A 22,650-nucleotide genomic window follows, 5' to 3' on the forward strand; every position below is an offset into this window, starting at 1 on the left:
GCATCGTCCTAGCGCTGCGATGTATCGATCAGGCGAAATGCGCGCTGGCAAGCGCACTTAACACCGAGAATGCGGCGGTGCACTAGCATGCGATCCGGGGGTGCGCAACCCGAAGAACGCCACAGTTCGGTCTCAATCTGGGGATGGCCCCGGGCGGGCTTTCGCGTTGCCCTGATCGACCATCCATCGGCTCCCGCGGCCGGATTGGAGCCGGTCGCGCGCTTGACAACCGGTTTCCACTTTTCGGCATCATGCTCTAACTTCGCCGTGACGATCGAAGACATCGGACCTCGACACGGGCTGGTTCGATCCTGCCCGCCCGCTGCCGGCCGAGGCATCGGTACAAGCCGGGATACGGAGATCGAGATGGCGAGGAACAGGATCGGTCTCGGGCTCGTCACGGGCCTTGATATCCTGGTCGGCGCATTTGCCGCAGCCTGGCTGCTCGCGCCGCTACCGGCCTTCGCCCAGGGCGGAGCGGAAATCCGCTACATGCAATTGAATGACGAGACGGTCGGCGGCAGGCGGCTCACCTTCCGCGACAAGACCGTGATCTCGCTCTACAGGAACCACGACTACACCATCTCCGGCCCGCTCCATGTCGGCTTCTACGAATCGGGCGGCAAGAAGCCGACGCGCGGCAAATGGGAGGTCCGCTACGGCAACACCCTTTATGTGACGATGGAGGACGCCTCCTCGCGCGCTTCGGTCTTCTTCAAGATCGGCGACAAGCTCTATCTGCGCACGGTGACCGGCGGCGTGCCGAACTATGGCGACCTCATCCTCAATATCGCGCCGTTGCGGTGAGACGCCGCCACTCGCACCTTAGCCCCTCGCGCCTCACAAAAAGCTCTGCGGATCGACATCGACCGCGACTCTGACCGAGCCTTTCGGCTTCGGCCCGCGCTTGAGCCAGGCCCGCAGATAATCCTGCAGATTGACCTCGCGCGTCGTCTTGACGATCAAGCGCACGCGGTGGCGCCCGCGCAGCACCGCGAGCGGCGCCTCCGCCGGCCCCAACACTGACACGCCGTCAGGCGCATCGGCACAGCGCGCCAGCGCACGCGCATGCCCCTCCGCCTCCGCCGCCGTATTGGCCGACACGATCAGCCCAGCCAGCCGGCCGAAAGGCGGCAGGCCAGCCGCCTCACGTGAAGCGGTCTCGGCGGCGTAGAACCGCTCCGGATCGCCCGAGATCAGCGCCTTCAGCACGGGATGCCCGGGATCATGCGTCTGCAGCAGCGCACGGCCTGGCCGTTCGCCGCGCCCAGCCCGGCCCGTCACCTGTCGCAGCACCTGGAAGGTCCGCTCAGCCGCGCGCGGATCGCCCGAGGTCAGGCCGAGATCGGCATCGACCACGCCGACCAGGGTCATGCCCGGAAAATTGTGGCCCTTGGCGACGAGCTGCGTGCCGATGACGATATCGAACTCGCCCGATGCAACCGCCATCAGCTCCTGCTTCAAGCGTTCGGTGCCGCCGGGAAAATCGCTGGAGAGCACGATGCCCCGCGCCTGCGGAAACAGCGTTGCGACCTCCTCGGCCAGGCGCTCGACACCCGGCCCGCAGGCCGAGAGGCTCTCAGTCGCATGGCAGGACGGGCATTCATGCGGCCGGCGCTCGACATGGCCGCAATGATGGCAGACCAGCGCCCGCCGGAAGCGATGGTCGACCAGCCAGGCCGAACAGTTCGGGCATTGGAAACGGTGGCCGCAATCGCGGCACAGCGTCAGCGGCGCATAGCCGCGCCGGTTGAGGAAGAGCAGCGACTGTTCCTTGGCCTCCAGATTGTCCTGGATCGCCTTAATCAGCGCCCCCGAGATCCAGCGCCCGCGCTCGGGCTTGTCCTTACGCAGATCGACCAGCCCCAGCGTCGGCAATTCGCGCCCGCCGAAGCGCTCGGGCAGCTTGAGATGCGTGTAGCGGCCGCGTTCGGCATTGACGCGCGTCTCCAGCGAGGGCGTCGCCGAGGTCAGGATGACCGGCGCGTTCTCGATGCGCCCGCGCACCACGGCCATGTCGCGGGCATGATAGCTGACGCCATCTTCTTGCTTATACGCGGCCTCATGCTCCTCATCGACGACGATCAGGCCGAGATCGCGATAGGGCAGGAACAGGGCCGAGCGCGCACCCGCCACCACCCTGGCCTCGCCGCTCGCGATCGCCGCCTGCAACCGCTCGCGCTTGCGGCCCGTCACAGCCGAATGCCAGAGGCCCGGCCTGACCCCGAAGCGCGCCTCAAAACGGTCGATGAACTGCGCCGTCAGCGCGATCTCCGGCATCAGGATCAGGCTCTGGCGGCCCTGCCGGATCGCCTGTGCCACCGCCTCGAAATAGACCTCGGTCTTGCCCGAGCCGGTGACGCCCTCGAGCAGGGTCACGCCGAACACCGCGGCCTGAACCGAAGCCACGAGCTCCTTGGCCGCCGCCGCCTGCCCCGCCGACAGGACTGGCTGCGCGTGATCGGGATCGGGCATCGCCGCAACGGCGTCGCGCGGCAGCGCCTCGACGCTGAAGGTGCCGGCATCGACCAATGAGTCGATCACCGCCATGCTGACAGAGGCTGCCTCCGCCAGCGCCGCCTTGCCCGTCAGCAAACCGCCCTCGGCGGCGGCGATGGCGCGGGCGCGGGCCGGCGTCATGCGGGCGGGCGGCGCGCCGACGAGGCGGACGCCGAGCTTGGGCCGCTCCGGCGTATCGTCGGGCTGCCGGCGCAGCACCAGCGCCAACACTGAGCCTTTCGGGGCAAGTGTGTACCAGGCGACCCAGTCGACCAGCTTCATCAGAGCGGGATCGAGCGGCGGCATGTCGACCCGGCCCGTCACCCGCTTGAGATTGCCGCCGCGCCCGGAGCCCAGGTTCCAGACCACGCCCACGGTCTCGCGCGGGCCGAGTGGAACCTGCACGACATCACCGGGCTTGAGCGCAAGCCCGTTCGGCACCGCATAGCTATAGGCCTGGTCGAGCCCGAGTGGGATCAGCACGTCGACCGTGCCGCCGCCTTCCCCGCTGTCTGGCTCATCGTTCATGGCCGCGTGTCTAGAGCATTGCGCGAAAAAGTGGGTACCGGTTTTTCGCATGAGCAATGCTCTGAACTTTTGGAACCGATCACGTCGGTTTCGGACGATTCCGTCCGAAACCGACGTGATCTAGCATCGATTCGCGACCTGTTAAGGCAGGGGCGTCATGCTTCGCCGAACCACTGCGTCATGCTCGCCCTTGTGGCGAGCATCCACGTCTTGCCCCCCTCGACGGAAAAGGCGCGGTTCAAAGACGTGGATGGTCGGGACAAGCCCGACCATGACGGGAGTCCCGAGCCTTGACCGATTTCGACATCCTGCGCCGCGACTGGCTCGCCCATCTGGCGAATGAGCGCCGGCTCTCGCCCAAGACGCTCGAAGCCTATGGCCGCGATCTCGGCCAGTTCTCCGCCTTTCTGGAAGGCCATCTCGGCGGCCCGGCCTCGCTGACCGACATCGCGGCGCTGAAGCCCTTCGACCTGCGCGCCTTCCTCGGCCAGCGCCGGCGCGAGAATGTCGGCAACCGCACATTGATGCGCCAGCTCGCGAGCTTGCGCTCCTTCGCCCGCTTCGGCGAGCGCACCGGCAAGCTGAAAGCCGCAGCCTTCGCCGCGACGCGCGGGCCGCGCATCGGCAAGTCGCTGCCGCGCCCGCTCGACGCCCGCGCCGCCAAGGCCGTGACCCAGGTCGACATCCGCGCCGGTGAGGAGCGCGAGGCCTGGGTGCTGGCGCGCGACGCCGCCGTGCTGGCGCTGCTCTATGGCTGCGGCCTGCGCATCTCGGAGGCGCTGTCGCTGACCCGCGCCCAGGCGCCGATGAGTGCCGGCGACAGCTTGACGGTAATCGGCAAGGGCCAGAAGACCCGCATGGTCCCCGTGCTGCCGGTCGTGGTGACGGCTATCGCCGAATACATCGCGCTTTGCCCCTGGCGCCTGCCGCCGGATGGTCCGCTCTTCCTGGGCGTCAAGGGCGGCCCGCTCTCGCCGCGCATCATCCAGCTCGCGGTCGAGGGCTTGCGCGGCGCGCTTGGCCTGCCCTCCTCGGCAACACCCCATTCTTTGCGCCACTCCTTCGCGACCCATCTGCTGGGTCGCGGCGGCGATCTGCGCGCCATCCAGGAGCTGCTCGGCCACGCCTCGCTCTCGACGACGCAGATCTACACCCGCATCGACTCGACGCGATTGATGGCGGCCTATGACGCTGCCCATCCTCGCGCCGGGCGCTGAAGCAAGAGCAGCGTGAAGCCGTTCAGCCGTCATTCACATGTTGCCTTTGAGGAATGACACGGTGTTCAGTCGCGAACCGGGGCTGGGGGAATTGATTCATGTCTGAGCATTTCGAGGCGCCGGAAGGCGGCAACAAGAAGGTCGCGCTGCTGATCGCCGTACTCGCGCTGCTGCTGGCGCTCGCCGAGATCGGCGGCAAGCAGGCCGAGAACGAGGCCGTCGCCAAGAATATCGAATCGTCCAATCTGTGGTCCTTCTTCCAGGCCAAGACAATCCGCAGCACCACCTTGAGCACGGCTGCCGACGCGATGGAGATCGACCTTACCGCCGCGACCGATCCGGCCATGCGCGAGCGCATGCAAAAGCGCATCGACGACTGGCGGAAGACGGTCGCCCGCTATGACAGCGAGCCCTCGACCAATGAAGGCCGCAAGGAGCTGACGGCGCGCGCCAAGGAGGCCGAGCACGAGCGCGACAATCTGAAGGCGCGCAACGAGAATTTCGAAATCGCCTCGGGCCTGCTCCAGATCGGCATCGTCGTCGCCTCGGCCTCGATCATCACCGGCGTCGTCATCCTCGCCTTCGTTGGCGGCGGCCTCGGCGCCCTGGCCCTTGGCTTCATGGGCCTGGCGATGTTCGCCCCGCACCTGCTGTTCTGAGGCAGAGTTACACCTCTCCTCCGCGCGTCATCCCGGGTTTCCCACTGGTCGCCCGGGATGACGCAGCGCTTTCGGTTTCAGTTGGCTCAGGCTTTCACTGACGGCCGCGCCCATGGCCGCCTGGCGCCGTCAGCATCGCGAAATCGCGCGATTTCGCCAGCAAATGACCGCGTCACGTCGATATCGTCCCAGCCATTGAGCAATTGCTCGCGCCAGACCGGATCGATCGCGAAGGTGACCGCGCGATTGCCCCAGGCAACCGTCTGCTCCGCGAGATCGATGCTGACCGGCAGGTCCGGAGTCGCGGCCAGGGCCGCCAGCAGATCCTCGATATCGGCCTCGTCGAGCACCGCCGGCAAAAGACCGTTCTTGACTGCGTTGGACGCGAAGATGTCGCCGAAGGTCGGCGCCAGCACGACGCGGACGCCATGGTCGGCCAGCGCGTAGACGGCCGCCTCCCGCGACGAGCCCGAGCCGAAATTGCGCCGCGCCACCATGATCTCGGCCCCGCGCCAGACCGGTCGGTTAAGCGGAAAGTCGGGCTTCTCGACCCCGGCCTCGCCGCGGCGCAGGTCATGCAGCAGAAAGCCGCCATAGCCCTCCGAACGCGGCCGCTTCATGAAGCGCGCCGGGATCAATTGGTCGGTATCGACGCCGGCAAGGCCAAGCGGGCAAGCAGGCCCCTTGACCTGGGTCAAGGACTTCACGACCGGCCCTCCAGCATCGACCGGACATCGGTGAGATGCCCGGTCACTGCCGCGGCGGCGACCATGGCCGGCGACATCAGATGGGTGCGGGCGCCCGGCCCTTGCCGGCCGCGGAAATTGCGGTTCGTCGTCGAGGCGCAGCGCTCACCCGGGGGCACGCTGTCGCCGTTCATGCCGACACACATGGAGCAGCCGGATTCGACCCATTCAAGCCCGGCTGCGATGAAGATGCGATCGAGCCCCTCCTCCTCGGCCTGCCGCTTAACCTGGCTCGAGCCCGGCGAGACCAAGCCCGGCACACGCGCCTTGCGGCCCGCAAGCACGCTCGCCGCCGCGCGCAGATCCTCGATGCGGGCGTTGGTGCAGGAACCGATGAAGACACGGTCGACCGCGATCTCGCTCAGCTTCTGCCCCGACCGCAGCCCCATATAGGCGAGCGCATCGCGCATGGCGGCGGCGCGAGCGTCATCGGCGAGCGCGGCGGGATCGGGCACGCTGGCGCCGATCGGCAGCGCATCCTCCGGGCTCGTCCCCCAGGTGACGATGGGGGCGATCTGACTTGCATCGATCGTGATCTCGCGATCGACGACGGCACCCGTATCGCTCGGCAGGTGACGCCACGCGGCGATGGCTGCCTCCAGCGCTGCTCCTTTGGGCGCATAAGGCTTGCCCGCGATCCAGCGGAAAGTCGTCTCATCCGGCGCGATCAGCCCGCAGCGTGCGCCTGCCTCGATCGACATGTTGCACATGGTCATGCGGCCCGCCATCGACAGCGCCCGCACCGCCTCGCCAGCATATTCGACAGCATAGCCGCGCGCCCCGTCCGCGCCGATCCTGGCGATGATGCTGAGGATGAAGTCCTTCGCCCCAACGCCTGGAGCAGGCGTGCCGTCTATGGTGATGCGCATGCGCCTGGGCTTCTTCTGCCAGAGCGTCTGCGTCATCAGCACATGCGCAACCTCCGAGGCGCCGATGCCGAAGGCATAGGCCCCGAAGGCGCCATGGGTCGAAGTATGACTGTCGCCGCAGACCATGGTCAGCCCCGGCAGCGTCAGCCCTTGCTCGGGCCCGACGACATGGACGATGCCCTGGCGCGGATCGTTCAGCCCGAAGAGCGTCACCTCATGACGCGCCGTATTCGCCTCCAGATCGTCGATCATCCGGGCGATCTCGGGATTGGCGATGTGGTCGCGGCCGCGCGTCGGCACGTAATGGTCGGCGATGCCGAAGGTCAGACCGGGCTCGGCGACCACCCCGTCGCGGCCCGCGACTTGCGCGAAGGCGTGAAACGAACCTTCATGCACGAAATGCCGGTCGATCCAGATCAGCGCATCGCCTGACGGCCGCTCGACGACGACATGTGCGTCCCAGAGCTTGTCGAACAGCGTACGCGGTCCAGCTTCGGACTGGCTTCCGCTCTCAGGCGTTCCCGCGGTCATGGTTACGGCTGTCATCGGGCCTACCCTTTCCACGCCGATCATAGCGACCACACGACGCTTGACGCAAGCAAGTTGTCCTATACGCTAGACAGATAGATGTTCTGATTGACAGTCAGATCATTCGCCATTGAAAGGCCCCGCGTGGACGCTTCGCTCGAACCCCTCAAGGCGCGACGTATCTATCTGCTGCTGCGTGAGCGCATCGCCAGCGGCGAGATTTCGCCCGGCACGCGCCTGGCGAGCGAGCCGGCCCTGGCGCTGCAGCACGGCGTCTCGCGCGTCACCATCCGCCGCGCGCTCGACAGCCTCGCGACGGACGGCCTGATCGATCGTCGCGTCGGCGCCGGCACCTTCGTGCGCGAGCCCGAAGCGCCCCGACCGATCGTCGCGGATTTCTCGAACATGCTGACCCATCTGGTCGAGATGGGTCGCCGCACCGGCGTGCGCCTGCTCGCCTTCTCCTATGTCCAGCCGCCCGAGGCGGTGGCCCAGGCGCTCGCGCTTGGCCAGGGCGAGCGCACCCAGCGCTCGGTCCGCGTGCGCCTGATCGACGGCCAGCCCTTCTCCTATCTGACGACGCATGTGCCCGAGCGTATCGGCCTGACCTATTCGGAAGCCGATCTCGCGACCGTGCCGCTGCTGACGCTGCTCGAACGCTCGGGCGCGTTGGTCGAGCGCGCCAGCCAGGCGATCAGCGCGACCCTGGCCGGCCCTGATGTCGCCGAGGCGCTCGGCCTCGAGATCGGCTCGCCGCTCCTGTCCCTGACGCGCGTCGTCCTCGGGCCTGACGGCAACGGCGTCGAGCATCTGCAGGCGCTCTATCGGCCCGACCGTTACTCCTTCCAGATGGAACTCCACCGCGACGGCGAGGCCGGCGAGAGGCGCTGGTCGCCAGTGCCGGCCCAGGCCGGCTGATCGCGCGAGACAAGCCCGGCGCCAGACTGGGCCCGACGCACCGCAGACAGAACAGAGGAGAATGTGAGATGATCAGGACCACCGAGCTTTCCCGCCGCACGCTTTTGACGACGGCGGCGATCGGCGGAGCGGCGACCATCGCCATGCCCGGCCTACTGCGCGCCCAGGCCCCCGCCATCAAGGTCGGCATCCTGCAGCCCGTCACCGGCGCGCTCGCCTATGACGGCCAGCAGGGCCAGATCGGCGCAGAGGCCGCGATCAAGGCGATCAACGAGGCCGGCGGCATCAAGTCGATGGGCGGCGCGAAACTCCAGATGGTCTTCGGCGACGCCCGCTCGACGCCCGAAGGCGGCACGGCCGAGGTCGAGCGCATGCAGGCCGAGGGCGTGGTCGCGATCGTCGGCGGCTTCGCCTCGCCGATCTGCCTTGCCGCATCCCAGGCCGCCGCGCGCTACGACCTGCCTTATATCGTCGATGTCGGCGTCGCCGATTCGATCGTCACGCGGGGCCTGAAGAACACCTTCCGCTTCGGCCCCGGCTTCGGCACGGTGACCAAGACCGCGCTCGACAATCTCTCCAAGCTCAACGACGCCGCCGGCAAGCCGGCGAAGACCGTCGTGCTGGTGCATGAGGACGGGCTCTTCGGCTCGGGCATGGCCAAGCTGATGCAGGCGGAACTGCCCAAGCGCGGCTTCGAGGTGCTGGACACGATCGCCCATCCGACGCCGTCGCGCGACATGTCGAATGTCGCGCTCCAGATCCGCGCCAAGAACCCCGACCTCGTCATTCCCTCAAGCTATTACGGCGAATTCGCCCTGCTCGCCCGCACCATGCAGCAGCAGCGCATCCGCCCGAAGGGCATCTACGCCGTGCTCAACGGCGCGGCCTCGAATTTCCGCTTCGTCAAGGAATTCCAGGAGGCCGCCCAGTTCGTGATGGACTGCAACCATTGGCACGATCCGCGCAAGCCTGTCGCGGAAGCGCTGCGCAAGCAGGTCGAGGCGTCGGGCAAGTTCTGGACTTACAACATCCCGCTCAACTACTCCTGCGTCCAGCTTCTCGCCGACGCGCTGGAGACGGCGGGCTCCGGCGACAAGGCCAAGCTGACCGCGGCGCTCATGGCCTCGACCTTCGCCGGCCACATCATGCCCTATGGCCCGACCAAGTTCGTCAACGGCCAGAACGAGGGCGGCGCGCCGGTGAACACGCAGGTGCAGGGCGCCGACATCAAGGTGATCTTCCCGACAGATTTCGCCGACGCCAAGCCGGTATTCCCCGTGCCGGCGTGAAGCGCCGCTATCCTTCTTTCCTCCAGGGGAGAGAAGGGCCCGCCCTACCCGTCATGGTCGGGCGTGTCCCGACCATCCACGTCTTCCTTCGTCGAAGGCAGTGTCCAAGACGTGGATGCTCGGCACAAGGCCGAGCATGACGCGAGAGGCTCCGGCCGAAGTCACCCAACGAAAATCGAATGTTCGCACCAGACATCATCCTCGCAGCCGTGCTGAACGGCCTGATGACCGGCTCGGTCTATGCGCTGATCGCGCTGGGCCTGACGCTGGTCTATGGCGTGCTGCACATCATCAATTTCGCCCATGGCGCGACGCTCACGGCGGCGATGTTTGCCGTCTATGTCGCGCACGCCGTCTTCAAGCTCGATCCCTATATCGCGCTCTTCATCGTCACGCCGCTGTTCTTCGGGCTGGGCTACGGCGTGCAGCGCTTCGTCATCGGCCCGGCAAGCCATGGCGAAGACCGCAACATCCTGCTGGTGACGCTGGGCCTCTCGATCCTGATCGAGAACGCCATGCTCGCGATCTTCCGCTCCGATACGCGCTCGATCGACGTGCCCTACGCCTTCTCCTCGATCGATCTCGGCTTCACCTTCCTGGCGCTGCCACGCGTGCTCGCCTTCGGCGTAGCGTTGCTGGTCGCGCTGCTGCTTGGCCTGCTGCTCACCCGCACCGACACCGGCAAGGCGATCCGCGCGGTTGCCCGCGAGAAGACCGGGGCAGCGCTGGCCGGCATCGACGTCGCCCATATCTACGCCGTCACCTTTGGCCTGGGCGCGGCCTGCGTGGCGATCGCCGCCTGCCTCTTGATGCCGACCTTTTACGTAACGCCACGCGCCGGCAACGCCTTCGTGCTGGTCGCCTTCACCATCGTCGTGCTCGGCGGCATGGGCTCGATCCCCGGAGCGCTCCTGGGCGCCCTCTTCATCGGGGTCGTCGAGAGCCTGTGCGGTTTGTTCTTCGGCGAGAGTCTGGGCCAGATCGGCATCTTTCTGATCTTCATCCTGGTGCTGCTGGTGCGGCCCACCGGCCTGTTTGGAGCGCGCGCATGAGCACCTCGCGCGCCTTCGCCCCCGCACTCGTCCTGCTCCTGCTGGCGGCGCTGATCCCGGTCTTCGTCACCGCCAATACGGTGCTGAACTTCATCGTCTTCACGCTGATCATCGCACTGGCGGCCCAGGGCTGGAATCTGCTCGGCGGGCTCTGTGGCCAGTTCTCCTTCGGCCACGCCGCCTTCTTCGGCAGCGGCGCCTATGCGGCCGCACTGCTGCAGGCGCGCTATGGCGTCAATGCCTGGGCAGCCTTCACTGCGGCCATCGCATTCGCGGCGCTGGTCGGCTGGATCATCGGCTATCTCAGCTTTCGCTCAGGGCTGCGCGGCTCCTATTTCGCGCTGGTGACGCTCGCCTTCGCCGAGGTCTTCCGCATTCTCGCCAATGCCTCGGCCTTCACCGGCGGAGCGGCCGGCACGTTGATCAAGCTCGATATCCGGCCCGAGAACTTCCAGTTCGCCAGCCGCGCCGCCTTCGTCTGGATCGCTCTCGCGCTCGTCGGCTTCACCTTGCTACTGACGACGGCGATCACCCGCTCACGCCTCGGCGCCTGGTTCGCCGCCGTGCGCGAGAACGAGGATGCGGCGCGCGCACTCGGCGTCGACACGCTTGCGGTGAAGCTCAAGGCGATCACACTCTCGGCCGGCATCACCGGCGCGGCCGGCGCGCTTTATGTGCAATATTACCTCTATCTCGACGCCAACATCGCCTATGGCTCCTGGATCTCGATTGAGGCGCTGATCGCCCCGATCATCGGCGGCATCGGCACACCGCTTGGACCGATCGTCGGCGCGGTGACGCTGCATGGCCTGGGCGAACTGACGAAGCTCTTCGCCAGCGGCATCCCCGGCATCGATCTCGTGATCTATGGCGCGCTGCTCGTCACCGCGATCGCCTTCGCGCCCGACGGCATGATGGGCCTGCTGAAGCGGTTGGGCCGCGGCCAGGTCACGCCCAGAACGACCACGCCCAAAACGACCGCCGCCAAGACGACCACGCCTAAGACGGAAGGAGCTGCCTGATGCTCGCCGTCGAAACCATCACCAAGCGCTTCGGCGGGCTCGTCGCGGTCAATGCCGCAAGCCTCAAGGTCGCGGCCGGCTCGATTACCGGGCTGATCGGCCCCAACGGCGCCGGAAAGACCACCTTGTTTGCCGTCATCGCCGGGTTCGAGAAGGCCAGCGAAGGCCGCATTCTCTTCGCCGGCCAGGACATCACGGCGCAGCCCGCCCATCTGCGGGCCCAGGCCGGCATCGCCCGCACCTTCCAGATCGTGCAGCCTTTTGCTGGCCTCAGCGTCGTCGAGAACATCGCGGTCGGCGCCTATCTGCGTCATTCGGGCCGGGCCGACGCACAGGCCCGAGCAGGCGAGGTCGCAAGCCTCGTCGGCCTCGGCGCCATGCTCGACCAGTCGGCCTCCTCGCTCACGGTCGCCGGCCGCAAGCGGCTCGAACTGGCCCGCGCCCTGGCGACGGAGCCCAGGCTTCTGCTGCTCGACGAGGTGCTGGCCGGGCTCAACCCGTCGGAAATCCGCGACATGATCCCGGTCATCCGCCAGATCCGCGACCAAGGCGTCACCATCCTGATGGTCGAGCATGTCATGCAGGCCGTGATGAGCCTGTGCGAGGACATCCATGTGCTGGCCCAGGGCCGCATCATCGCGCAGGGCACACCGAGCGAGATCGCCGGCAATCCTGCGGTGATCGAGGCCTATCTCGGCCAGGGCGCAGCAAAGCGGCTGCAGGGGGCGACGGGCATGGGAGAAAACCATGCTTGAGGTCGAAAACCTGATCGCCGGCTATGGCGGCGCGGACGTCCTGCGCGGCATCGGCCTGGAGGTGAAGCCAGGCGAGATTGTCGCGGTGCTGGGCGCCAACGGCGTCGGCAAGACGACACTGAATCGCGCCTTGTCCGGCCTGATCAAGCCGCGCGCCGGCACGATCCGCTTCCTGGGGCAGGAGATCGCCGGCCTCAAGGCCTCGGCCATCGTCGCCGCCGGGCTGATCCATGTACCGGAAGGCCGACGGATCTTCCCCAATATGAGCGTGCGCGACAATCTCGTGCTTGGCAGCTACCGGCGCGGCAAACCGGCGCGCGAGGCTAATCTGGAGCGGATGTTCGAGCTCTTCCCGCGCCTGCGCGAACGCATGGGCCAGGCTGCCGGCACGCTCTCGGGCGGCGAGCAGCAGATGCTCGCCATCGGGCGCGGGCTGATGGGCGAGCCCAAGCTCCTGATCCTCGACGAGCCGTCGCTCGGCCTCTCGCCGCTCCTGGTCGAGGAGATGTTTGCGCTCATCGCCCGCATCGCCGGCGAGGGCCTCGCCGTGCTGCTGGTCGAGCAGAATGTCGTGCAGTCGCTCGAACTCGCCGCTCGCGCCTATGTGCTCGAAAACGGCCGCATCGTCGTCGAAGGTGCCTCAAGCCAGATCGCCGCCGACCCCGCTTTGAAACACGCCTATCTCGGATTGTGAGGCCGTTATGAACGCAAACGCCGCCGTCAGCGCCCAGCCCCGCGCCGAACCCGTGATGCAGCGCCCCGCCACGCCGGGTTGGCTCGACGAGCTCGCCGCCTTCTGCGCCGATCTGCGCTTCGAGCAACTGCCGTCCGAGGTCGTTTCGCGCACCGTTCAGGTCATCGCCGACTCGGTCGCCGCCATCGCCGCCGGTGCGCAGGAACCGGAGACGATCGCACTCTCCAACCGGCTCACCCCCCCCGACGACGTCTCGGGCGCGGCCGTCATCGGCAGCGGCCGCAAGGCAAGCCCAAGCCTCGCCGCTTTCCTCAACGGCACGGCCGGCACCATGCTGGAGCTCGACGAGGGCAACCAGTTCGCTCGCGGCCATCCCGGCATCCATGTCGTGCCGGCCGTGCTCGCAGCAGCTGTCCAGGCCAAGGCGAGCGGCAAGGATGTGATCACCGCAATTGCGCTCGGTTACGAGATCGGCGCGCGCATCGGCATCGCCTCAAAACTGCGCATCACCATGCATCCGCATGGTACCTGGGGCACGGTCGGCGCCGCCGTCGCCATCGCCTGGCTGCACAAGCGCGATGCCGCCGCGATGATCGAGACGATCAACGTCGCCTCCTCGCTCGGCCTCACCACCAGCCGCCGGACGATGCTGGAGGGTGGCACGGTCCGCAATACGTTCGCGGGCTTCTCCAACCAGATCGGCCTGATGGTCGATGGCCTGGTCGCCTCGGGCTTCACCGGCGAAGCCGATGGGTTGGGCACCGTCTATGGCTCGGTCATCGCCGATCATTGGCAGCCTGACGTGATGGCCGAGGCGCTGGGGCAGCGCTGGGAGATCGCGCGCAATTATTTCAAGCGCCATGCCTGCTGTCGCTACAATCATGGCGCGCTCGATGCGCTCAGCCGGATCGTGGCCAGCGAGGGCGGCCGCATCGCCCCGGAGCAGATCGCCCGCATCGATGTCGGCACCTATATCTGGGCGGCGCAGCTCGCCGGCCAGGAGCCGCACAACATGCTGGCGGCGAAGTTCTCGCTGCCCTTCTCGATCGCGACCACGATCGTCCACGGTGCGGCGACCGTCGAGGCCTTCCGCGAACCGGCGCGGCTCGAACCCGTCACCTGCGACCTCGCTCGCCGCGTCTTCGTCCGCGAGGACGAGGCCGCGACCGCCAAGCTGCCGGCGCTGCGCCCGGCCAAGGTCACGATCACCCTGACCGATGGCCGTGTGCTGGAAGCGGAAGCGCTGACCAATCGCGGCGACACCGAGGATCCCTATAGCGAAGCCGAGATTCGCGAGAAATTCTTCGATCTCGCCGGACCGGTCTGGGGAGAGACTCATTCCGCCGCGATCCTCGCCCAAATCGATGCCCTGCCGCAGGCCCGAACACTCGACGCGCTGAACGCCCTGCTCGCAGCCGCGCCCGCTATCCCGAACGGACACCAATCATGACCCTCTCCCTGAAGGCGCGCTTCGCTCAGGCGGAGATCGTGCTGGCGCCTGGCGTCTACGACGCACTGACCGCCTCGTTGGCTGAGGCAGCCGGCTTCGAGGCGCTCTACGTCTCCGGCGCCTCGATCGCCTATACCCGCCTCGGCCGGCCCGATATCGGCCTGGTCTCGATGGCCGAGGTTGCCGACACCATCACCATGATCCGCGACCGCATCGCGACACCGCTGATCGTCGATGCCGATACCGGCTATGGCAATGCGCTCAACATGCAGCGCACCATGCGCCTGTTCGAGCGTGCCGGCGCCAATGCCCTGCAGATCGAGGACCAGAGCTTTCCCAAGCGCTGCGGCCATCTCGCCGACAAGGGCGTGATCCCGGCCGCCGAGATGGTCGGCAAGATCAAGGCCGCCGTCGATGCCCGCGCCTCGCAGGAAACACTGATCATCGCCCGCACCGATGCCATCGCGGTGGAGGGCTTCGAAGCCGCGCTCGAACGCGCTCATCTTTATGCGCAGGCCGGCGCGGATATGCTCTTCGTCGAAGCGCCGGGCTCCGCCGACGAACTGCGCCGCGTCACCGCCGAGCTGAAGGGCCTGGCGCCGCTGATGGCCAATATGGTCGAGGGCGGGCGCACGCCGATCAAATCGGCAAAGGAGTTGGAGGCGCTCGGTTTCTCGCTCGTCATCTTCCCCGGCGGCATCGTGCGGGCGCTCGCTCGCGCCGCCCAGGACTTCTACGGCACGCTGAAGCGCGACGGCTCGACCGACGCCTTCCGCAATCAGATGTTCGATTTCGACCAGCTCAACGCCGTGATCGGCACGCCGCAGATGATCGCGGCCGGCCGGAGCTATGAAGCCGAGCAGATCATCGCTGCGGCCGAAAAGAGCAAGCAGGCATGACCATGACGCTCGATCCCGTCACGCTCGCCGTGCTGAAGGGCCGGCTGGAGCAGATCGCCAACGAGATGGACGCGACGCTCTACCGCTCCGCCTTCAACCCGATCATCGCCGAGGCGCATGACGCCTGCCACGGCCTCTACCACGCCACGACCGGCGCCACCCTGGTGCAAGGTACGTCCGGCCTGCCGATCTTCGTCGGCGCCATGGCCTTCGCGGTGAAGGCCGTGATCGACCGGGTCGAGGCTGGCGCCGCCAACGACCCCGGCGACACCTGGCTCTTCAACGACCCCTATGAGGGCGGCACGCATCTCAACGACATGCGCCTGGTGCGGCCGATCTTCCGCGACGGCAAACTGTTCTGCTGGCTGGCCTCCGTCGGCCACTGGCTCGATGTCGGCGGCAATGTGCCCGGCAATTTCAACGCGAAGGCGACGGAAAGCTTTCAGGAGGGCTTCCGCATTCCTCCGGTGAAGCTTGTGCGCAGGTACGAATTCCAGCACGACATCGTCGAGATCCTGAATGCCAATTCGCGCCTGCCGCAATCGAACTGGGGCGATCTCAACGGCCAGTTGAACGCGCTCGATCTCGGCGAGCAGCGCCTCGATGCGCTCCTGGCGGACTACGGTGTGCCGACAGTCGATGCCGCGCTCGACGCCTTCAGCGCCCGCGCCGAGGCGCTGATGCGCGCCGAGATCGCAGCCCTCCCGGACGGTCGCTACTCCTTCGACGATTTCCTCGACAATGACGGCATCACCGACACCCCGCTCAGAATCGCACTCGATCTGACGATCGCGGGCGATCTGATGACGCTCGATTTCTCGCGCTCGGCCCCGCCCTGCCAGGGGCCGCTCAACATCGCCTACTCCACGGCGGTCGCCTGCTGCTATGTCGCGCTGAAGCACATCTTCCCGCATGTCCCCGCCAATGCCGGCGTGCTGAAGCCGATCAGCTTCATCATCCCCGACACGACGCTGCTCGGCGTCAAGGCGCCCAAGCCCGTCGGCGGCTACACCGAGACGATCCTGCGCGTCATCGACACCGTATTCGGCGTCTTCGCCCAGATCGCGCCCGAGCGCGCCAATGGCTCGCCCTATGCCACCATCAACGCGCTCTCGCTGGCGGGCCATCGCGACGACGGCTCGCGCTTCGTGATGTTCTCCTTCTTCGGCGGCGGGTTGGGCGGCAACCCCGAAGGCGACGGCCTCAACCACGGCAATAATCCGATCTCGACCGCGACGATCCCGCCGGCCGAAATCCTCGAAGCCGCCTATCCCGTGATGTTCACGCAATGGGCGCTGCGGCCCGATTCCGGCGGAGCCGGCCGTCATCGCGGCGGCTGTGGCGCGATCTACGAGATCGAGGCGCTGGCGCAGTCGGGCGCCGATGTCTTCCTGCTCGGCGAGCGCGGCAAATTCCCGCCCTTCGGTGTCGCCGGGGGCGGCCCGGCGGCGATGAACCGCTTTGTCTATGACGGCCCGGACGGCCCGACATCGCCGCCGCTCGTCACCAAGATCACCGACATCCACATCGCCAAAGGGCAGCGCGTCCGGCTCGAAAGCCCCGGCGGCGGCGGCTATGGCGAGCCAAGGGAGCGCGATGCGGCCGCGGTGCGGCGCGATGTGGCGAACGGCTATGTGAGTGCGGAGGCCGCGCAAGCGCAGTATGGCGTGGATTTGGAGGCCGGACGATGATCTCCCCCTCCCCCAAAGCCGTCGTCGGCGTCGATGTCGGCGGCACCTTCACCGATCTGTTCTGGTTCGATGAGGCGGAAAAGCGCTTCCGCGTCGCCAAAGTTCCGTCGCAGCGTGGCGACGAGGCCAAGGGCTTCATTGCAGGCCTGACCACCTTCGGCCCTGTCTCCGGCCTCGCCTCGATCGTCCACGGCACCACCGTCGGCACCAACGCCCTGCTTGAACGCAAGGGCGCCAAAGTCGGCGTCATCACCACGCCGGGCTTCCGCGACGCATTGGAGATGCGCCGCCGTGACCGCCGCCAGACCTGGGGGCTGTGGGGCGATTTCACGCCCGCCGCCAGCCGCGAGAACCGGCTGGAGGTGCCCGAGCGGACGCTTGCCGACGGCACGATCCGCAAGGCTGTCGATCTTGACGCCGTGCGCGAGGCCGCCAAGACACTCGCGCGCCAAGGCTGCGAGGCGCTGGCGATCATCTTCATCAACGCCTACGCCAACCCCGTCAATGAACGCGCCGCGCTGGAAGCGGCCCGCACGGTCTGGCCGAACGAGCACCTCGCCTGCTCGAGCGCGATCCTGCCCGAGATCCGCGAATTCGAGCGCGCCTCGACGACCGCGCTCAATGCCACGCTCCAGCCTTTGGTCGGCTCCTATCTCGGCCGGCTGGAGGATGCGCTGGCGCAGGATGGTTTCACCGGCCGCTTCCACATCGTCCAGAGCAATGGCGGCGTGATGTCGACGGCCACCGCCCGCAAGCTCCCCGTCCGCACCGCCCTGTCGGGCCCGGCAGCGGGCGTCATCGCCGCCGCGGCGATCGCCCGCGCCGCCGGCTTCCCCGATGTCATCACCGGCGATCTCGGCGGCACCTCCTTCGACGTCTCGCTGATCGCGGGCGGAGAAGCGGCACTCGCCGCCCAGAGCACGATCGATTTCGGCATGGTGATCCGCACGCCGATGATCGAGATCACCACAATCGGCGCCGGCGGCGGCTCGATCGCTCGCGTCGATGCCGGCGGCCTGCTCGAAGTGGGGCCGGAAAGTGCGGGCTCGCGCCCCGGCCCGGTCTGCTATGGTGGGGGCAATGACCGCCCGACCCTGACCGACGCCAATCTCGTGCTCGGCCGCATCGACGGCTCGAAACCGCTCGGCACCTTGCAGAGCCTGGATGTCGACGCCGCGCGTGAGGCGATCCGCCTCAAGATCGCCGAACCGCTCGGCCTCGACGTGATGACGGCGGCGGAAGCGATCGTGAAGATCGCCAATGCCCGCATGGCCGGCGCGATCCGGCTGGTCTCGATCGAGCGCGGCCATGATCCGGCAAAATTCCTGGCCATGCCCTTCGGCGGCGGCGGCGCGCTCCATGCGGGTGCGCTGATCAAGGAGGTCGGCCTGCGCGGCGCGCTGGTGCCACGCTTCCCGGGCGTCACCTCGGCGCTCGGCTGCGTCATCGCCGATATCCGCCATGACGGCGTGCAGACGGTGAATCTGATGCTCGACGGGCTCGATGCGGCCGCCCTCGACGCCCGCATGGTCGAGGCGGGCGCAGAGGCCCATGCGATCGTCGCCGATGCCGGCTTGAGCGTCGAGCGCATCGATGTGCTCTACGAGCTCGACATGCATTATCTCGGGCAGACCCACACGGTCGCGGTGCCCTTGCCGGTGACGCTCACAGAGGGGCGCACCGGCGTGACCGGCGCCATCATCCGGGAGGCCTTCGACAAGGCCTATGGCGCAGCTTTCAGCAGGCTGCTGCCGGGTATCCCCGTTCGCATCGTCACGCTGCGCACCGCTGCGATCGGCCGTCGTCCGGCCTTCGACCTGACGGCACTGGCGCCGGCCACTGGTGCAACATTGGAAGCAGCGCGGCGTGGCGCGCGCCAAGTCTATCTCGACGGCGAGTGGCGCGAGACGGCGATCTGGTCGCGGCTCGATCTGCCGGTCGGCGCCAGGATCGAGGGGCCGGCTATGCTGGAGCAATCCGATGCCACGATCCTGCTCGATCCCGGCCTGACGGCGGAGGTCGACGCGCTGGGCAACCTCGTGATCCTCAGGAGCTGAGCCATGACCCTTCACGTCATTGCGAGGAGCGCAGCGACGAAGCAATCCAGAGGCGGCAGAGCCCTACGCCCTCTTGGATTGCTTCGCTTGGCTCGCAATGACGAGGGGTCGGCGACATGACGCCTCTCGCCCACACCGCCTTGCTGATCGTAGATCTGCAGAACGACTTCATCCATCCCGATGGCGCCTATGCGCGCGGCAAGGCCGCCTCGCCGCAGGCACAGGCGCTGCCGGTCAAGCTCAAGCCGCTGGCCGACCTCATCCGCACTAAGGGCGGGCTTGTCGCCGCCACCCAGTTCACCCTGGTGCCGGGGCGCGGCGGCGAGCCGCTGATCTCGCCGCATCTCCTCCAGATGCGGCCCTTCCTGCGCCGGGGCGATTTCCTGCCCGGCGGCTGGGGCCATCAGGTCGTCGACACCCTGCAACCCATCGATGTCGCGGTCGAGAAGATCGCCTATTCCGCCTTCTACCAGACCAGGCTGGAATGGCTGCTGCGCAAGCTCGCCATCGAGCACCTGATCGTTTGCGGCATCGTCACCAATGGCGGCGTCGCTTCCACCGTGCGCGACGCCCATGTCCGCGACATCGACGTGACCGTGCTGGAAGATGGCTGCGCCGCCCCGACCGAAGCGATGCATGCAGAGGCCATCGCCGCGCTCAAACCCGTTGCCAGTATCGCTACGATCGCCGGCGTGATGGCGGAGGTCGCCGCGCCATGAACGCTGTCCGCCCGGTCGACGGCATCGCCTTCGAGGCGGAGGCCGATGTCCTGATCATCGGCGCAGGCGCGGCAGGGCTCGTCGCCGCGCTCGCCGCGAAGGAGGCCGGCGCCGAGGTCGTCATCGTCGAGCGCGACGTGGTGCCCTCGGGCTCCACAGCGCTTTCGGCCGGGCTCATCCCCGCCGCGGGCACGCGCTTCCAGCGTGAGGCCGGCATCGAGGACAGCCCGGCCCTGTTCGCCCGCGACATCCTCGAAAAGGCCCATCACGAGCCCGATGCCGCGATGGTCGAGCATTTGGCCGAGCGCATCGGACCGGTGCTCGAATGGCTCGCCGAGCGGCACGGCCTGCCCTTCGACGTCATCACCAACTTCTCCTATCCCGGCCATTCCGCCCGGCGCATGCACGGCCTGCCCAAGCGCACCGGCTCGGAGCTGATCGACCGTCTGCGCGAGGCCGTGGAGGCCCAGGAGATCCCGATCCTGACCGGGTTTCGCGCCACCACCCTGTTTCGGACCGAAGATGGCGCAATCGCCGGCATCGCCGGCAGGCGTCCCGATGGCGGCGAGGAGAGGATCGGCTGCAAGGCGCTCGTGCTCGCTTGTAACGGCTATGGCGGCAACCGCGCTCTGGTGGCGCGCCACATCCCGCACATGGCGGAAGCGCTCTGGTTCGGCCATTCCGGCAATGAGGGCGACGCCGTGCTCTGGGGCGAGCAGCTCGGCGCGGAGCTCGTCGATATGTCGGGCCATCAGGGCCATGGCTCGGTCGCCCAGCCGCATGGCATCCTGATCAGCTGGGCGACGATCATGGAGGGCGGCTTTCAGGTCAACGCCTTGGGCGAGCGCTTCTCCGACGAGAGCCATGGCTATTCCGAACAGGCCGCCACCGTACTGCGCCAGCCCGCAGGCAAGGCCTGGACGATCTTCGATGCCCGCATCGCCGGCATCGCCCGCCAGTTCGAGGATTTCCAGAACGCCGAGGCGCAAGGCGCGATCGTCAGCGCGGCCTCGATCGAAGACCTCGCCATGAAGATCGGCCTGCCGGAAGCCGCGCTGGCGGCGACTGCAACCGAGGTCGCGGCGCTGAAGCGTGGCGAGGGGCAGGATCGCTTCGGCCGTGACTTCCCGAATGTGCCGCCGCTGGCAGCGCCATTCCATGCGGTTCGCGTCACCGGCGCCTTGTTCCACACCCAGGGCGGGTTGCGCGTCGATGACGCCGCCCGCGTCCTGGACAAGGACGGCCGGGCCTTCCCCAATCTCCACGCCTGCGGCGGCGCGGCGGTCGGCGTCTCCGGCGCGCAGGCCTCGGGTTACCTTTCCGGCAACGGCCTGCTGACCGCCGTCGCGCTAGGCGAGATTGCCGGCAGGGCGGCGGCAGCCTCTTCATCAGTCTGAATATCGAACTCCGGAACCTCCACCGTCATCCCGGGGCTCCGCGGAGTTTATCCTTGGGCCGATCGAAGATCGGACCCGAGGGCGATGCCCAGAATGACGGTGTATTTTCGCGGGGAAAACGGGATTAGAGCGAAGGCCACGCCGGCATCGGCGCACGCATCTCCTCCCACGCCTTCGCCATCCGCAGCACGCCGAGATCGTCGAAACGCCGTCCGGTGATCTGCAAGCCGATCGGCAAACCGCCCTTGGTCATCGCGGCATGCACCGAGATCGAAGGCTGGTCGGACATATTGGCGGGGAGCGTGAAACAGATATGCTCGAAAGGGCGATCCGGGTCATGGATCGGCGAAGCGAGTTCGGCCGGATAGCTCGGCACCGGCGAAACCGGAGACAGCACGAAATCGAACGGCGCGCTCTGCTTCAGCGCCGCATCCTTGATCACCAGCATCTGGCTCATGCCGCGATAAACCCGTTCGCCCGAGAGCGCCTTTCCACGTTCCGCCCATTGGAAGATATAGGGCAGCACCTTAGCCTGCTTCTCCGGCGTCAGCGCACCGATATCGGTCCAGGCGCGCTGGCTCCAGAAATCGTCGAGCCCGTCGAGCATGCTGCGCGTCATGAAGGCCGGAGCAGAGGTCACGATCGCGCCTGCCGCCGCAAAGGCCTTGCCCGCCGCCTCGATCGCGGCCTTCGTCTCCGGCTCGACTTCGATGCCGATGCCGGGGTCGAGCTGCAGGCCGATCCGCAGGCCCTTCAGATCGATGTCGAGCAACAGCCAGTCGATCTCCTGCGGTGGCAGGCTCATGCCGTCGCGCGCATCGGGCTTGGACAATTCCCGCATCATCAGCGCCGCGTCGGTCACCGTGCGTGTCATCGGGCCAGCGACGCGGCCGTAATAGCTCGGATCGATCGGCACGCGCCCAAAGCTCGGCTTCAGGCCGACGAGCCCGCACCAGCCGGCCGGCAGCCTGATCGAGCCGCCGATATCCGTGCCGACATGCAAGGGGCCGTAACCGGCGGCCCCCGCTGCTCCTGCGCCAGCAGAGGAGCCGCCGGGGTTCATCGCCAGGTTCCAGGGATTGCGGGCGAGTTCGTGAAAGCTGGAGAGCCCGGAGGAGAGCATGCCGTAGTCGGGCATCGTCGTCTTGGCGAGCGTGATGAAGCCCGCCTCGTTCAGCCGGGCTGCGACCGGTGCGTCCTCCGTCGCTGGGACGAGGTCGCGCGCCGCCGTCCCGATCGGCATCGGCACGCCCTTGGTCGCGATGTTCTCCTTGATCGTGCCCGGCACGCCGTCGAGAGGCAGAGCCTCGCCCTTGAACCAACGCGCCTCGGAAGCCCTGGCGGCAGCAAGTGCGGCAGTCGGATCATAGGCATAGAGCGCCCGAAGTTTGGGCTCATAGGCGTCGATCCGGGCGATCACGGCCTCCGTCACTTCGACGGGAGAGAGCGTCTTGGCACGGTAGGCATCGAGCAGATCGGCCGCGCTCAGATCGGCGGGGTTGGTCATCGGGGTGTCCTCGTCCTGGATTCGGCTGCGACAGGCGACGCTAGAGCCGGATGATTTCAGACGGAGTCACAAAGTGACCCCGTCTGAAATCTGAATCCGTCTCTCATCTAAAAGCGAGAGCAGGATCAATGCGAAAAACCGGTTCCCACTTTTT

19 protein-coding genes are annotated in these 22,650 nt (G+C 67.3%); 15 read left to right on the top strand and 4 right to left on the bottom strand.

What is annotated here, in order from left to right:
* Nucleotides 1–366 precede the first annotated feature (366 nt).
* The gene (locus tag BMZ97_RS09750) at nt 367–807 is read left to right on the top strand and encodes a hypothetical protein (protein ID WP_092167809.1); all 441 of its coding nucleotides are present in this window, start codon (nt 367–369) and stop codon (nt 805–807) included.
* 33 nt (nt 808–840) lie between these two features.
* Here BMZ97_RS09750 and BMZ97_RS09755 read toward each other — a convergent pair whose 3' ends face one another.
* Nucleotides 841–3,027: a primosomal protein N' gene (locus BMZ97_RS09755; RefSeq protein ID WP_092167811.1), complete on the bottom strand. Its 2,187-nt coding sequence runs from the start codon at nt 3,025–3,027 to the stop codon at nt 841–843.
* Nucleotides 3,028–3,317: 290 nt separating this feature from the next.
* Here BMZ97_RS09755 and BMZ97_RS09760 point away from each other — a divergent pair, with 290 nt between their 5' ends.
* Nucleotides 3,318–4,244, top strand: coding sequence for a tyrosine recombinase XerC (locus tag BMZ97_RS09760; protein ID WP_092167814.1), 927 nt, complete (start codon nt 3,318–3,320; stop codon nt 4,242–4,244).
* Between the two features lie 98 nt (nt 4,245–4,342).
* Complete coding sequence (locus BMZ97_RS09765) at nt 4,343–4,903, top strand: DUF4337 domain-containing protein (RefSeq protein WP_092167817.1); 561 nt, start codon at nt 4,343–4,345, stop codon at nt 4,901–4,903.
* Between the two features lie 86 nt (nt 4,904–4,989).
* On the opposite strand, the gene leuD is transcribed toward BMZ97_RS09765, so the two are convergent.
* Both leuD and leuC read right to left on the bottom strand, forming a co-directional pair.
* Nucleotides 4,990–5,610 (bottom strand): 3-isopropylmalate dehydratase small subunit, encoded by a 621-nt coding sequence (gene leuD / locus BMZ97_RS09770; RefSeq protein ID WP_092167819.1) that lies wholly within the window; start codon nt 5,608–5,610, stop codon nt 4,990–4,992.
* Complete coding sequence (gene leuC / locus BMZ97_RS09775) at nt 5,607–7,064, bottom strand: 3-isopropylmalate dehydratase large subunit (RefSeq protein WP_244546320.1); 1,458 nt, start codon at nt 7,062–7,064, stop codon at nt 5,607–5,609. The genes leuD and leuC overlap by 4 nt, the downstream gene beginning before the upstream one ends.
* 126 nt (nt 7,065–7,190) lie before the next feature.
* Here leuC and BMZ97_RS09780 point away from each other — a divergent pair, with 126 nt between their 5' ends.
* From BMZ97_RS09780 to BMZ97_RS09835, 12 genes are all read left to right on the top strand, one after another.
* On the top strand, nt 7,191–7,964 hold the full coding sequence (locus tag BMZ97_RS09780; protein ID WP_092167825.1) for a GntR family transcriptional regulator: 774 nt from the start codon (nt 7,191–7,193) through the stop codon (nt 7,962–7,964).
* Nucleotides 7,965–8,032: 68 nt separating this feature from the next.
* Complete coding sequence (locus tag BMZ97_RS09785) at nt 8,033–9,253, top strand: ABC transporter substrate-binding protein (RefSeq protein ID WP_092167827.1); 1,221 nt, start codon at nt 8,033–8,035, stop codon at nt 9,251–9,253.
* 179 nt (nt 9,254–9,432) lie between these two features.
* Nucleotides 9,433–10,305 (top strand): branched-chain amino acid ABC transporter permease, encoded by an 873-nt coding sequence (locus tag BMZ97_RS09790; RefSeq protein ID WP_092167830.1) that lies wholly within the window; start codon nt 9,433–9,435, stop codon nt 10,303–10,305.
* Nucleotides 10,302–11,327: a branched-chain amino acid ABC transporter permease gene (locus BMZ97_RS09795; RefSeq protein ID WP_092167833.1), complete on the top strand. Its 1,026-nt coding sequence runs from the start codon at nt 10,302–10,304 to the stop codon at nt 11,325–11,327. Before BMZ97_RS09790 ends, BMZ97_RS09795 begins: the two co-directional genes overlap by 4 nt.
* Nucleotides 11,327–12,082 carry an ABC transporter ATP-binding protein gene (locus BMZ97_RS09800; RefSeq protein ID WP_092167835.1) on the top strand — a complete coding sequence of 252 codons (756 nt, stop codon included), beginning with the start codon at nt 11,327–11,329 and terminating at the stop codon, nt 12,080–12,082. Before BMZ97_RS09795 ends, BMZ97_RS09800 begins: the two co-directional genes overlap by 1 nt.
* Entirely contained in the window at nt 12,075–12,776 is a 702-nt protein-coding gene (locus BMZ97_RS09805; protein WP_092167838.1) for an ABC transporter ATP-binding protein, read from the top strand. The genes BMZ97_RS09800 and BMZ97_RS09805 overlap by 8 nt, the downstream gene beginning before the upstream one ends.
* A 7-nt stretch (nt 12,777–12,783) precedes the next feature.
* A complete protein-coding gene (locus BMZ97_RS09810; RefSeq protein WP_092167841.1) occupies nt 12,784–14,226 on the top strand; it encodes an MmgE/PrpD family protein in 1,443 nt (480 codons plus the stop codon).
* Complete coding sequence (locus BMZ97_RS09815; RefSeq protein ID WP_092167843.1) at nt 14,223–15,125, top strand: isocitrate lyase/PEP mutase family protein; 903 nt, start codon at nt 14,223–14,225, stop codon at nt 15,123–15,125. Before BMZ97_RS09810 ends, BMZ97_RS09815 begins: the two co-directional genes overlap by 4 nt.
* Entirely contained in the window at nt 15,122–16,816 is a 1,695-nt protein-coding gene (locus tag BMZ97_RS09820; protein ID WP_092167846.1) for a hydantoinase B/oxoprolinase family protein, read from the top strand. Before BMZ97_RS09815 ends, BMZ97_RS09820 begins: the two co-directional genes overlap by 4 nt.
* The gene (locus tag BMZ97_RS09825) at nt 16,813–18,873 is read left to right on the top strand and encodes a hydantoinase/oxoprolinase family protein (RefSeq protein ID WP_175525495.1); all 2,061 of its coding nucleotides are present in this window, start codon (nt 16,813–16,815) and stop codon (nt 18,871–18,873) included. Before BMZ97_RS09820 ends, BMZ97_RS09825 begins: the two co-directional genes overlap by 4 nt.
* A gap of 116 nt (nt 18,874–18,989) precedes the next feature.
* Nucleotides 18,990–19,592 (top strand): cysteine hydrolase family protein, encoded by a 603-nt coding sequence (locus BMZ97_RS09830; RefSeq protein ID WP_092167848.1) that lies wholly within the window; start codon nt 18,990–18,992, stop codon nt 19,590–19,592.
* A complete protein-coding gene (locus BMZ97_RS09835; RefSeq protein ID WP_092167851.1) occupies nt 19,589–20,989 on the top strand; it encodes an FAD-dependent oxidoreductase in 1,401 nt (466 codons plus the stop codon). The genes BMZ97_RS09830 and BMZ97_RS09835 overlap by 4 nt, the downstream gene beginning before the upstream one ends.
* Before the next feature lie 124 nt (nt 20,990–21,113).
* Here the strand turns inward: BMZ97_RS09835 and BMZ97_RS09840 are convergent, their stop codons facing one another.
* Entirely contained in the window at nt 21,114–22,496 is a 1,383-nt protein-coding gene (locus BMZ97_RS09840; protein WP_092167854.1) for an amidase, read from the bottom strand.
* Between the last annotated feature and the right edge of the window lie 154 nt (nt 22,497–22,650).

The sequence above is a fragment of the Allobosea sp. OK403 genome (assembly GCF_900113835.1).
GTDB lineage: Bacteria > Pseudomonadota > Alphaproteobacteria > Rhizobiales > Beijerinckiaceae > Allobosea.